We start from the raw sequence: 12990 nt of genomic DNA, 5'->3' as shown, positions 1-12990 counted from the left end.
CCACTGGCGCGCAGCCGAAGAACAGCCCCCTCACCGCTCCCCCAACAACCGCACCAACTCGATCCGCGACCGGATCCCCAACCGCGCGAACACTCCCCGCAGATGGTGGTCGATGGTCCGCGGACTGAGCGACAACCGTGCCGCGATCTCCCGGTTGGTGGCCCCGTCGGCCGCCATGCGCGCGACCATCAGCTGCTGCGCGGTGAGGCGGGCGACGAGGTCGTCGGCGCCCCGCACAGGGGAGACGGGCTCTCCCAGGACACGGAGTTCGGCCCGCGCCGCGGCGGCACACTGCGGCGAACCGAAGTGCTCGAACGCCTCGAGGGCGCTGTGCAGCCGGTCACGGGCCTCCGTCCGGTGCCGCAGTCGCCGTAGCGCACCGCCGAACAGCAGCTCCGTGCGGGCGCGTTCGAAGTCACGGGTGCCCGAGGCGTGCAGGTCGAGGGCGGTGCGGTAGTGCTCGACGGCCTCCCCGCCGGAGGCGAGCAGGGCCCGGCAGCGTGCGCTGAGGGCCAGGTCGTCGGGGCTGCGCACGGTACGCGCCCAGTGGTCGTAGTCGGCGTGGGCGGCCCGGGCGACGCGGGTGTCGCCGGTGCGGACGGCGGCCTCGACGTAGTGCGGTGTGGCGAGGTGCCGGATGGCCCGGTGCCCGTGCCCTGGGCCGAATCCGGCGAGGGCGCGCAGCCGGGCCGCGGAGGCGGCGAAGCGGCCGGTGCTCAGGTCGAGGAAGGCGAGCGCGAACAGGGCCAGCGCGGCGGGCAGGCCGAGCCCGCGCGCGAGGGCGTAGGAGCGGGCGGCCTCGGCGCGCTCCCGGCAGACGTCCTCGTCGCCGGTGACCGCGGCGAACATCGCGAGGGCCGCCTGCAGATGGCAGGCCCCGTTGTCCTGGCCGGTGGTGTACGCCTGGCGAAGGGCCTCCAGGGTGGCGGCCTCGGCGGCCCGTGGCCGCCCGGTCCAGAAGTCGGCGTACGCCCGGAACTCCATGGCCTGGGGAACGGTGACCCCGTCACCCCGGGCCCGGGCGGAGGCGGCCGCCCGGACGGTCGCGGTGGCGGCCGCGGTGTGGTCGCCGAGCATGAGTGCGGCGATCCCGGAGTGGATCAGCAGAGTGGGGTCGCCTCCGGGACCGCAGCGCCCGGCTGCCGCCTTCAGCAGGTCCCGCGCGTCGTCGTACCGGCCCTCGAACGCCGCGGCCAGCCCGCCCAGCGTGCCGGGCGGCACGATCCCGAGCCGGTCGGCGACGGCCGCGGCCTCCCGGCATCGGCGCAGGTCGCCGGTGTAGATGGCGGCTTCGGTGGCGCGGGCGAGGAGATGGACGGCGGAGTGGTGGGCGTGCTCGACAGCGGCCGGGCCCGGGCTCGCGGACCCGGTGGTGCCGCCGTACGCGAAGCGGCCGCACGACACCGTACGACCGTCGAGCGCGGCCAGGCCCTCGGACATCGCCGCGCCCCCGGGGCCGTCGGCCACCGGGCCGCCGCCGGCGCGGCGCACCGCGGCCGTCAGCAGCGCGTCGAACGCGTCCGTCGCGTTGCCCGCGCGGAGCGCGAGCAGACCGGCCAGGGCGTCGTCGTCGGTGGCGGCGACGAGCCGGCGGGCACGGTCGGCGTCGCCGGACCGCCAGGCGTCGGCAGCGGCGCGGGCGAGTAGCCGTGCCCGCTCGCCCGGCTCGGGGGACAGCGTGGCGGCGCGTTCGACGAGGGCGCAGGCCAGGTCGTGCTCGCCCGCGGTGCGCGCGCTGTGGGCCGCGGCCCGGAGTTCGGCGGCGAGTCGTCGGCTGGGGCCGAGGGCGGCGGCGCCCCGGTGCCAGGACCGCCGGGGTGACTCGCCCTCGCCGCGCAGGACGCGGGCGAGCAGGAGATGGACGGAGCGCCGGTCCGTCACGGAGGCGATCTCGTAGGCCGCTGTCCGGGTCCATGGATCGCGGAAGACGATCCCGCCCGCCGTGGCGTGGGCGATTCCGGCGACCTCGGCGGCGACAAGGGGCCGGGTGTCGAGCCGGGCCGCGGTGACGGCCCGCAGGAAGGCGTGGGTGTCGACCGGGTACTGGTCGGCCGCCGCGAGCAGCAGGAGGCGCCGGGCGGCGTCCGGGAGGGCACGGACCTCCTGGCGGTACGCACGCAGGAGTACGGGAGGCTGCGCGGGAAGCGGGTCGAGGCCGGTCAGCTGACGCTCGGTCAGTACGGCGGCGAGTTCCGCGGCGGCGCGGCGGTCGCCGTGCGCGGTGCGCAGGATCCGCACCCGTACGCCTTCGGGAAGCGAGGGGCCGAGCTCGGATTGTGCGGGGCCGCGTACGGGGTTCACCGAAGTCACCACACGAATGACGTTACTGGTGGGTTAACTGGCAAGTAAAGACCGGCGATTTCACCGATGCGGCGCGCGTAGACCCCGGCTGACACTCCAGGCAACCCCACCCGTGTCTGGAGGCACCATGCAACGCCGTTCGCGTCGCATCGCCACGTTCTTCTCCACCGTGGCCGCAGCACTCCTCGTGTCGCTCTCCCTCTCGGCGGCCCCCGCCCAGGCCGCCACCCACAACCCCGTCATCTTCGTGCACGGCCTCAGCAGTTCGGCGAGCAGTTGGGACGACTGGATCGCCGACTTCAAGGCCGACGGGTACAGCGGCTCCGAACTGTTCGCGTGGTCGTACGACTGGGGGCAGTCGAACGTGACCACGGCCCAGCAGCTCTCCACCGAGGTCAAGAACGTCCTCGCGCAGACCGGCGCCTCGAAGGTGGACCTGGTCGTCCACTCCATGGGTGCGCTGAGTGCCCGCTACTACCTCAAGAACCTCGGCGGGACCTCCTACGTCGACGACTTCGTGTCGACCGCCGGGGTGAACCACGGCACCACGGTCGCGGGCTGGTGCACGTGGCTCTACACCTCGTGCGCCGAGATGTACACCGGCAGTTCGTTCCTGACCTCGCTGAACTCCGGTGACGAGACGCCGGGCAGTGTCTCGTACGCCAGTTACTGGTCGAACTGCGACGAGCTGATCAACCCGGACAGCAGCGCGATCCTGAGCGGCGCCACCAATGTGGAGGCCGGCTGCATCTCGCACACCGACATGAACAACGACCACGGCGTCTACGAACAGGTGCGCGACTTCATCGCCTGACGGGTGGGCCGGCCGACGCAGGACGTAGGCCGAGCGTCGTAAAGCGTGTGGCGGACGTCCTGGGGGGACAATCCCGGTAAGGCCCCGTCCTCCCGGGAGGTCCGTCATGCCCTTCAGGTCAGCCGGCTCCGGCAAGGTGTCGCAAGACGCCGTGCACCATCCGCTGTTCGCCCGCTACTACGCCCGTATCAGCGTGGCGGCCGAGACCAGGATGGGCATCGGCGCGGTACGCGACCGGCTGCTCGCCGGTCTTTCGGGGCGGGTCATCGAGATCGGCGCGGGCAACGGACTGAACTTCGCGCACTACCCGAGCGCCGTCTCCGAGGTGGTCGCGATCGAACCCGAGCGGCTGCTGCGGCAGTTGGCCGTGGAGGCCGCGCTGCGCTCCGAGGTGCCCGTGGACGTGGTGCCGGGCGCGGCGGAGGCGCTGCCGGTCAAGAGTGAGGCGTTCGACGGGGCGGTGCTCTCGCTGGTGCTGTGCAGTGTGCGCGATGTGCCGCGGGCCCTCGGTGAGGTGCGGCGCGTGCTGCGGCCCGGTGGCACGGTGTGGTTCTTCGAGCACGGCACGGGCGGCGGGCGCGTGATGGCGTCCGTCCAGCGCGGGCTGGACCGGACGGTGTGGCCGCGGCTGAACGGCGGTTGCCATCTGGCCCGCGACCCGATCGCCGCGCTGCGCGAGGCCGGGTTCGAACTGGGTCCCTACCGGCGGCTGTTCATTCCCGAGAAGGGGCCGCGACTGCCCACGTCGTACTGCGTGCTGGGCAGCGCGAGGCGCCCGCCGGTCACCGAGTAGTCGCCGATCACCGAGTAGTCACAGACACCACTGCCGCAGCTCCTGGGCGATCTCGTGCACGGTCGCGTCACCGCCCTTCACCAGACGGGCGAGTTCGCGCACCTGCTCGGGCGAGGTGACGACCTTGAGGCCGCTGGCGACGAGATAGGCGTACGCGACGGCCGAGGCGAACATCGCGTTGGATCTCTCGAGCGCCGGGACGTGCAGCAGCAGTTGGAGCAGCGCGGCGGCGCGGGCGTGCGGGCTGTCGTAGACGGGAATGCCGAATATCTCCGCCTCGTGCCGGCTGACGGCGGCGACGAGGGCTCCCCAGTCGGTGACCTGGGGATCTCCGGGCGTCTTCTGTTCGGCGATCATGAGGAGCCAGGCGAGGTCGACTCTGAGACTGCTCAAGGGATCAACGACGACCTTCGCGTGAGCCGTCCCGGAACGCGTTCCGTGCGCCCTCGCGGTCCGCGCCGAACTCCTCGGCGAAGACGTTCGCGTACTGCTTCATGAAGTCGGAGGCGGCGTCCACGAAGGTGTGCCCCACTTCCCCGGTGTCCTGTCTGACCAGCTCTTCGATGTAGCGGTTCACGCTCATGCCGCGCTCCAGGGCCCGCTCCCGGGCCGCCCGGGCCGTGCCCTCGTCCACCCGTACGTTCAGCTGAGTCTTCGCCATACTTCGAAGCTAGCGCCGAAGTGCTAGCACCGGCAAGGGGCGACTCGCCGGAGCCGGTACCTCGGGGGGATACCGGCTGTGGGCGGCATCACACTACGCTCGGCTGGGACCAGGGAGTCAGGACGTCCATCACGGAGGAGGCGGCCTTGTCCACACCTGCTGCGGAGCACGCCGTCGGACGACGGGACGCCGACGGGGTCGCCGCGCGCGCCCGCGGCCTGACGAAGGCGTACGGATCCGGCGAGACCACCGTCCTCGCCCTCGACTCGGTCGACGTGGACATCGCGCGCGGCCGCTTCACCGCGGTCATGGGCCCCTCGGGCTCGGGGAAGTCGACACTGATGCACTGCCTCGCGGGACTCGACACCGTCTCGGCCGGACAGGTGTGGCTCGGCGACACCGAGATCACGGGGCTCAAGGACCGTGAGCTGACCCGGCTGCGCCGGGACCGGATCGGGTTCATGTTCCAGTCGTTCAATCTGATCCCCACGCTGAACGCGGCCGAGAACATCACGCTGCCGATGGACATCGCGGGCCAGAAACCCGACCAGAAGTGGCTGGACCAGGTCATCGACACGCTCGGGCTGCGCGACCGGCTGAAGCACCGGCCCGCGCAGCTCTCCGGCGGGCAGCAGCAGCGCGTCGCCTGTGCGCGGGCGCTCGCCTCCCGCCCCGAGCTGATCTTCGCGGACGAGCCGACCGGCAACCTCGACTCCCGTGCGGGGCTCGAGGTCCTCGGCTTCCTGCGCGAGGCGGTCGACGACCTGGGCCAGAGCGTCGTCATGGTCACGCACGATCCGGGCGCGGCCGCCCACTCCGATGTGGTGCTGTTCCTCGGGGACGGGCGGATCGTGGACGAGATGGAGCGGCCCACGGCGGAGGCGGTGCTGGAGCGCATGCGCCACTTCTCCGGCGGCCGGCCGGCCGCCGGGGGCGCCCGCGACGACGTGGACGTGGTCCTGGCCGCCGACTCCGACGACGCGTCTCTCGACACTCTCGACACCTTCGACAAGGACTGAGGCGGCGGCCGTGCTCAAGGCGACTCTGCGGAGCTTCCTCGCCCACAAGGGACGACTGCTGCTCTCGGCGCTGGCCGTCGTGCTGTCCGTGGCGTTCGTGGCGGGCAGCCTGATCTTCTCGGACACGGTCACCGGTACGTTCAACCGGCTCTTCGCCTCCACCGCGGCCGATGTGACCGTGTCGCCGAAGAACGAGCTCAAGTCGCGGGTGGCGACCGGCGCCACTCCGACGCTGCCCGCCTCGCTCGCCGACCGGCTCGCGAAGGTCGACGGCGTGGCGGCCACCCATATGGACGTGAGCGTCGAGAACCTCACCATCGTCGACCGCGAGGACAAGTCGATCGGACCCACCTCGGGCGCGCCGACCATCGCCACCAACTGGCAGGTCACCGAGCGCAGCCCGGTGAAGCTGACCTCCGGTCACGCCCCGCACGGCGGCGACGAGGCGCTGCTCGACGCGGACACCGCCCAGCGCAAGCACGTGGCGATCGGCGACACCCTGACCGTGCAGGCGCAGCGCACCTTCCCGGTGAAGATCGTCGGCATCGCCACCTTCACCACCACCAACCCCGGTGCCGCGCTGCTGTTCCTCGACACCCCGACCGCGCAGACGAACCTGCTCGGCGACCCGGACGCCGCCACGAGCATCGCGGTGGACGCGGCGCCCGGGGTCGCCGACGCCCCGCTCAAGCAGCGGATCGCGGCCCAGGTCGGCACCGGGACCTACGACGTGAAGACGGCCGACGAGCAGGCCAAGGACGCCGCCGCGCAGCTCGGCGGATTCCTGGACGTCATCAAGTACGTGATGCTCGGCTTCGCCGGCATCGCCGTACTGGTCGGCGTCTTCCTGATCGTCAACACCTTCTCGATGCTCATCGCCCAACGCACCCGTGAGCTGGGCCTGTTGCGCGCGCTGGGCGCCGACCGGCGGCAGGTGCGGCGGTCCGTGCTCACCGAGGCGCTGCTGCTCGGCCTGGTCGGCTCGACGCTCGGCCTCGCCGCGGGGATCGGGCTCGCCCTCGGACTGATCCGGCTCATGTCCGCGTTCGGGATGAACCTCAAGTCCACCGAGATGGTGATCGGTTGGCCGACCCCCGTCACGTCGTACGTCGTCGGGGTCGGTGTCACCTTCGTGGCGGCGTATCTTCCCGCCCGGCGCGCGGCCGGTGTCTCCCCGATGGCGGCCCTCTCGGACGCCGAGGTCGCCGGGGTGGGTCGGCCGTTGCGGACACGTGCCCTGGTGGGCTCGGTCGTGGGGGTGGCCGGCGGCGCCGCGCTGGCCGGCTGCGCCGCGGCGTCGAAGACCTCGACGGCCGCCTCCCTGCTGGGCCTCGGTGTCGTGCTCACCCTCATCGCGACGGTGATCGCGGGTCCGCTCCTTGTGCGGCCGGTGATCCGGGTCCTGGGCGGGGCCTTCCCCGCCCTGTTCGGCCCGGTCGGCCTGATGAGCCAGCGCAACGCGCTGCGCAATCCACGGCGCACGGGCGCCACGGCGGCCGCGCTGATGGTGGGCCTCGCGCTGGTCGGTGGGATGTCCGTGGCGAGCGCGTCCATGAGCAAGTCCTTCGACCACCAGATCGACAAGACGCTGGGCTCCGACTTCGTGATCCAGAACAGCAACTTCGTGCCGTTCACAGCGGAGATCACGGACAAGGTGCGCACCACCCGGGGTGCCGGGCTCGTCGTCCGCCAGCGGTTCACGCCGGTCGCGGTGCGGCTGCCGGACGGCAAGCGGGTGGAGACGACCGCGGCGGGCTACGATCCGCGGCTCGACGACGTCGCCCACGTCGCGTACACCCAGGGGGACACGGCGGCGGCGCTCGGCGGCGGGCACCTCGCGATGGACGCGAAGTTCGCGCGGGAGCACGGGGTGCGCGTCGGCACCACGATCCCCGTCGAGTTCCCCGCCGAACGGAAGACCGAGCTGACCGTGGGGGCGCTCACCGACCAGGGCGGTTCCGGTGGGTTCGGGATGCAGGGCGGACTGTTCTTCGGCTTCGGCACGATCGAGAAGTACGTGCCCGGCGGGCAGGACTCCGCGCTGTACGTGAACGCGGCCCCCGGCACGAGCCCCGACCAGTTGCGCGCAAACCTGGAACAGACGCTCAAGCCGTATCCGCAGGTACAGGTCCGCGACCAGGCCGACTACAAGAAGCTGGTTCACGATCAGATCGCCGTGCTGCTCTACCTCGTGTACGCGCTGCTCGGACTCGCGATCGTGATCGCGGTGCTCGGCGTGGTCAACACCCTCGCCCTGTCGGTGGTCGAACGCACCCGTGAGATCGGGCTGCTGCGCGCCATCGGGCTCGCCCGGCGCCAACTGCGCCGGATGATCAGGCTGGAGTCGGTGGTGATCGCCGTGTTCGGCGCCGTTCTCGGCCTCGCGCTCGGGCTGGTCTGGGGTCTGTGTGTGCAGCGCGTCCTCGCGCTGCAGGGCATGAAGTCGCTCGCCGTCCCCTGGACCACCATCGTCGCCGTGGTCGTGGGTTCGGCGGTCGTGGGCATCGTGGCGGCGCTGCTGCCGGCGTTGCGTGCCTCGCGCATGAACGTACTGGCGGCGATCGCGCACGAATGAGATCCTCGCGTCCGGCCCGCCCCGTTCGCCCCTTGCGCTCAAGTGGCTTGTGAATGAGGAGAGTTCATGTCGCAGTCCGCACGTCCCGCCCGCCCGTTCCGGTTCGGCGTCAACCTGCTCGCCCCCGCACCCGTCGACGAGTGGCGCGCCAAGTGCCGACGGGCCGAGGAACTCGGTTACGACGTGATCCTGGTCCCCGACCATCTGGGCATGCCAGCCCCCTTCCCCTCGCTGGTGGCCGCGGCCGAGGTCACCGAGCGGCCCCGCCTGGGTACCTTCGTGCTCAACGCGGGCTTCTGGAATCCCACGCTGCTGGCCCGCGAGGTCGCCACCACGGACACGCTGACGGGCGGCCGACTCGAACTCGGGCTCGGCACCGGCTACATCCGAGCGGAGCACGACACGGCGGGCCTCCCCTGGGGCTCGCCGCGCGAGCGCGTCGACCATCTCCGGCACACCGTCGAGGAGTTGGACCGCCTCCTCGGCTCCGACGCACACGAGCCCCAGGCCGTGCAGCGACCTCGGGTGCCGCTGCTGATCGGCGCCAACGGCGACCGGATGCTGCGGCTCACCGCCGAGCACGCGGACATCGCGGCGTTCACCGGGGCGCGCACCAGCCCGGGCGGCACGCTGGAGCCGATCACGGCCGCCGAGATGGACGAACGCGTCGCCCTGTACCGGGAGGCGGCCGAGGGGCGCAAGGAGCCCGCCGAGCTCAATCTGCTGATCCAGATCCTCGACGTCACCGACGACCGCGGCGCCGCGATCCGGCCCTGGCTGCCCCGTATCCCGAACCTGCCCGAGGACCAGGTCCTGGAGCTGCCGATCGTGCTGGTGGGAACGCTGGAGCAGATCGTCGCGCAGGTGCGGGCGCAGCGGGAACGGTACGGATTCTCGTATCTGACGGTCCTGGAGCCGAACATGGAGGCGTTCGCCCCCGTCATCGAGGCGCTGCGGGGCGAGTGACCGTCCGCATCGCGGAATTCGGCACCGCCCCGCGGAACACGTGATGGGATCGACGCCATGACCGACCTGCGGATACGGGCCGCGACGCCCGAAGACATCGACACCGTGCTGGCCTTCTGGAAGGTGGCGGCCGAGGGCACGAGTATCAGTGACGACCGGGACGGCGTGGAGCTACTGGTCGCCCACGACCCGGAGGCGCTGATCCTGGCCGAGGACGACGGCGAGCTGGTGGGCACGGTGATCGCGGGCTTCGACGGCTGGCGCTGCCACCTCTACCGGCTCGCGGTGCATCCCGAGCGGCGGCGCCTCGGGATCGGTTCGGCGCTGCTCACCGCCGCCGAGGAGCGGTTCGTACGACTCGGGGGGCGGCGCGCGGACGCGATGGTGCTGCGGCACAACGAGACCGGGCAGCATGCCTGGCGGGCCGCCGGGTACGCGCTCCAGGAGCAGTGGCGCCGCTGGGCGAAGCCACTCACCGGCTGACGTCCGGCACCCAAGAGGGCACTTTGCCGATCCTTTACCATGGGAGGATCACCCGGTCCTCCCATGAAAGGTGTGAGCGTCCGCCCATGGGCGAGCCTCCCCGTACCCGACATCGCGCGATCCCTCCGCCCCTGGCCGACCATGGGACGGAGGTGACCCGATGACCGAAGTGCTCCTCCTCCTGGTGGCGGTGCTGCTCTCGTTGGCCTGTGGCGCCTTCGTCGCGGCGGAGTTCTCCCTGACCACGGTCGAGCGCAGCGAGCTGGAGCGCGCCGTCGAGCGCGGCGAGCGGGGCGCGGCGGGTGCCCTCAAGGCCGCACGGAATCTGACGTTCCAGCTGTCCGGCGCCCAGCTCGGCATCACGGTCACCAACCTGGTCGTCGGCATGCTCTCCGAGTCGTCGATCGCCAAGCTGATCGCGGGTCCGCTGGAGTCGATCGGTGTCTCGCCCTCCGCGTCCCGCTCGGTGGCGCTGGTCATCGGTACGGCCCTGTCGACGGTCTTCCTGATGGTCGTCGGCGAGCTGGTTCCCAAGAACTGGGCGATTTCCTCCCCGCTCGCCGTGGCCAGGCGGGTGGCGACGCCGCAGCGCTGGTTCAGCGGCGCGTTCCGCCCGTTCATCACGCATCTCAACAACACGGCCAACCGGGTCGTACGCGCCTTCGGCCTCGAACCGGCCGAGGAACTGGCCTCCGCGCGCGGACCCCAGGAGCTGGTCGCCCTGGCCCGGCACTCCGCCAAGCAGGGCGCCCTGGAGGCGGACACCGCCGAGCTGTTCGTGCGCACCCTGAACCTCGCCGACCTGACCGCGGAGAACGTGATGACCCCGCGCGTCCAGGTCATCGCGCTGGACGTCCAGGCGACCTGCGAGGACGTGGCGAACGCGACACGGGCGACGGGTCTGTCCCGCTTCCCCGTCTACCGCGGCAACCACGACTCGGTCGTGGGCGTGGCACACATCAAGGACGTGGTGGCGGTACCCGCCGAGCGGCGGCCCCGCACCCCCGTCTCCCAGGTCATGCGCGAACCCCTGTTCGTACCGGAGTCACTCACCGTCGACCGCCTGCTCGACCGGCTGTCCGGCAGGCGCACCATGGCTGTCGTCATAGACGAGTACGGCGGCACGGCCGGCGTCGCCACCCTGGAGGACATCGTCGAGGAGGTCGTCGGCGAGGTCCGCGACGAGCACGACCCGCACGAGACACCCGACCTCGCCCCGGCCGGCACGGACGAGACGGGGCGGGCGCTCTACTCGGCCGACGGGTCCGCCCGCACCGACCAGCTGGCCCGCGTGGGGCTGCGGGTGCCCGAGGGGCCCTACGAGACGCTGGCCGGTTTCCTCGCGACCGAGCTCGGCCGCATTCCCGCCGTCGGGGACGCCGTCGAGGTCGCCGGGTGGCGGCTCCAGGTGGTGGACGCCTCCGGGCGGCGGGCCGCGCGGGTGCTGCTGCACGCGCCGCTCGACGGGGAGCGGCGCCACGACGAGGACAGGGGGGCGCGATGACCGCCGTACAACTGCTGATCGGGCTCGCGACGCTGGTCGTGAACGCCTTCTTCGTGGGGGGCGAGTTCGCGCTGATCTCGGTGCGCCGCAGCCAGATCGAACCGCATGCCGAGGAGGGCGACCGGCGGGCGCGCAGCGTGCTGTGGGGCCTGGAGCACGTGTCCGCGCTGCTGGCGGCCGCGCAGCTGGGCATCACCCTGTGCACGCTGGTCCTGGGCATCGTGGCCGAGCCCGCCATCGCGCACCTGCTGGAACCGGCCTTCCACGCGATGGGTGTCTCGCAGAGCGCGGGCCACGCGATCTCGTTCGTGATCGCGCTCACCCTGGCGACCTATCTGCACATGCTGCTCGGCGAAATGGTGCCGAAGAACATCGCGCTCGCGGAGCCGGTGCGCACCGCGTTGCTGCTCGGGCCGCCGCTGGTGGCGCTCGCCCGGGCGCTGCGCCCGGTGATCTTCACGGTCAACGCCTTCGCGAACGGCCTGCTGAAGCTGCTGCGGGTCGAGACCAAGGACGAGGTCGTCGCCACCTTCTCCGACGACGAGCTGGCCCGGCTGGTCAAGGACTCCGGCGAGGCGGGGCTCATCGACGACCGCGCTCTGGAACGGCTGCACGACGCGCTGGAGCTCGGCCGCCGGCCCGTACGGGACGTGGTGCTGCCGTTGGAGCGTGTCGTCTACGCGCGCGTGGGCGTCACTCCGGAGAAGCTGGAGCGGCTGTCCGCCGAGTCCGGCTTCTCGCGTTTCCCGGTCGTGGACGAGGGGCGCCGCATCGTGGGCTATCTGCACGTCAAGGACGCGCTGGACGCGATGCCGCGCGATGTGCCCTGCCCGGTGGAGGACATGCGGCCCATCGCGCGGGTGCGGGAGAGCACCCCGCTGGACGACGTCCTCACGGCGATGCGCCGCAGTCGTACGCACCTCGCGGCCGTCATGGGCAGCGACGGACGGATGACGGGGCTGGTGACGATGGAGGACGTACTGAGGGAGCTGTTCGGGCAGACGGTGTGAGCGCGGCCGGGGCCGTCCCGGGTGGCAGCCCGACCGACCGGCGAGTATGCGTGCGGGTTACCATCTTGTCCGCCATGCAGACGAATGCCACCTACACCAGTCTTGTCGCGGTCGGCGACTCCTTCACCGAGGGCATGTCGGACCGGCTGCCCGACGGCTCCTACCGCGGCTGGGCCGATCTCCTCGCGGGCCGGATGGCCGCGCTGACGCCCGGTTTCCGGTACGCCAACCTCGCGGTGCGCGGCAAGCTGATCGGCCAGATCGTCGAGGAGCAGGTGGACGTGGCGGTCGCGATGCGGCCCGACGTGATCACCCTCGTCGGCGGACTCAACGACACCCTGCGCCCCAAGGTCGACATGGGACGTGTCCGCGGTCTCCTGGAGGAGGCCGTGGAGCGGCTCGCTCCCGCCTGCGAGCGGCTCGTCCTGATGCGCAGCCCGGGCCGCAACGGTCCGGTGCTCGAACGGTTCCGGCCGCGCATGGAAGAGCTCTTCTCCGTCGTCGACGGGCTCGCGGAGCGGCACGGCGCGCTGGTGGTCGACCTCTACGGGGCGCCCTCGCTCGCCGACCCCCGGATGTGGGACGTGGACCGGCTGCATCTGACGGCCGAGGGGCACCGCCGGGTCGCGGAGGCCGTCTGGCAGACGCTCGGGTACGCGCCCGAGGACAAGGAGTGGCGTACGGCGATGCCGCCGACGGCGCCGCCAGGCTGGGCCGCCCGCCGTGCCGCCGACGCCAGCTTCGCCAAGCAGCACCTGCTGCCGTGGATAGGACGACGGCTGACGGGACGCTCGTCGGGTGACGGACGCCCGGCCAAGCGGCCGGAGCTGCTGCCGTACGAGGGGCCAGTGACGTAGACACCGG

General features: G+C 71.9%; 12 protein-coding genes. 9 read left to right on the top strand and 3 right to left on the bottom strand.

Annotated features, from left to right (window positions below; translation table 11 throughout):
* Nucleotides 1–30: 30 nt before the first annotated feature.
* Nucleotides 31–2313 (bottom strand): LuxR C-terminal-related transcriptional regulator, encoded by a 2283-nt coding sequence (locus OG568_RS41055; protein ID WP_443077816.1) that lies wholly within the window; start codon nt 2311–2313, stop codon nt 31–33.
* 115 nt (nt 2314–2428) lie between these two features.
* Here OG568_RS41055 and OG568_RS41050 point away from each other — a divergent pair, with 115 nt between their 5' ends.
* Nucleotides 2429–3115 (top strand): esterase/lipase family protein, encoded by a 687-nt coding sequence (locus OG568_RS41050; protein ID WP_266416944.1) that lies wholly within the window; start codon nt 2429–2431, stop codon nt 3113–3115.
* Nucleotides 3116–3221: 106 nt separating this feature from the next.
* The gene (locus tag OG568_RS41045; protein ID WP_329535174.1) at nt 3222–3908 is read left to right on the top strand and encodes a class I SAM-dependent methyltransferase; all 687 of its coding nucleotides are present in this window, start codon (nt 3222–3224) and stop codon (nt 3906–3908) included.
* 18 nt (nt 3909–3926) lie between these two features.
* Here OG568_RS41045 and OG568_RS41040 read toward each other — a convergent pair whose 3' ends face one another.
* Complete coding sequence (locus OG568_RS41040; RefSeq protein ID WP_266416940.1) at nt 3927–4301, bottom strand: fic family toxin-antitoxin system, toxin component; 375 nt, start codon at nt 4299–4301, stop codon at nt 3927–3929.
* 4 nt (nt 4302–4305) lie between these two features.
* The gene (locus OG568_RS41035) at nt 4306–4569 is read right to left on the bottom strand and encodes a toxin-antitoxin system HicB family antitoxin (RefSeq protein WP_329535173.1); all 264 of its coding nucleotides are present in this window, start codon (nt 4567–4569) and stop codon (nt 4306–4308) included.
* 146 nt (nt 4570–4715) lie between these two features.
* On the opposite strand from OG568_RS41035, the gene OG568_RS41030 reads away from it, so the two are divergent.
* The 7 genes from OG568_RS41030 to OG568_RS41000 all read left to right on the top strand — a co-directional run bounded on the left by OG568_RS41030 (nt 4716) and on the right by OG568_RS41000 (nt 12983).
* Nucleotides 4716–5588: an ABC transporter ATP-binding protein gene (locus OG568_RS41030; RefSeq protein ID WP_329535172.1), complete on the top strand. Its 873-nt coding sequence runs from the start codon at nt 4716–4718 to the stop codon at nt 5586–5588.
* Nucleotides 5589–5598: 10 nt separating this feature from the next.
* A complete protein-coding gene (locus tag OG568_RS41025) occupies nt 5599–8163 on the top strand; it encodes an FtsX-like permease family protein (RefSeq protein ID WP_329535171.1) in 2565 nt (854 codons plus the stop codon).
* Between the two features lie 66 nt (nt 8164–8229).
* Nucleotides 8230–9129, top strand: coding sequence for an LLM class F420-dependent oxidoreductase (locus OG568_RS41020; protein WP_329535170.1), 900 nt, complete (start codon nt 8230–8232; stop codon nt 9127–9129).
* A 57-nt stretch (nt 9130–9186) separates the two neighbouring features.
* A complete protein-coding gene (locus OG568_RS41015) occupies nt 9187–9612 on the top strand; it encodes a GNAT family N-acetyltransferase (protein ID WP_329535169.1) in 426 nt (141 codons plus the stop codon).
* A gap of 160 nt (nt 9613–9772) precedes the next feature.
* Nucleotides 9773–11116 (top strand): hemolysin family protein, encoded by a 1344-nt coding sequence (locus OG568_RS41010; protein WP_329535168.1) that lies wholly within the window; start codon nt 9773–9775, stop codon nt 11114–11116.
* A complete protein-coding gene (locus tag OG568_RS41005) occupies nt 11113–12126 on the top strand; it encodes a hemolysin family protein (RefSeq protein WP_329535167.1) in 1014 nt (337 codons plus the stop codon). Before OG568_RS41010 ends, OG568_RS41005 begins: the two co-directional genes overlap by 4 nt.
* 74 nt (nt 12127–12200) lie before the next feature.
* Nucleotides 12201–12983: an SGNH/GDSL hydrolase family protein gene (locus OG568_RS41000; protein WP_329535166.1), complete on the top strand. Its 783-nt coding sequence runs from the start codon at nt 12201–12203 to the stop codon at nt 12981–12983.
* Nucleotides 12984–12990 lie beyond the last annotated feature (7 nt).

The organism is Streptomyces sp. NBC_01450, from assembly GCF_036227505.1.
Taxonomy (GTDB): domain Bacteria; phylum Actinomycetota; class Actinomycetes; order Streptomycetales; family Streptomycetaceae; genus Streptomyces.
Note: the sequence above shows the minus strand (reverse complement) of the source record. Positions and strands in the feature narration are given on the sequence as shown.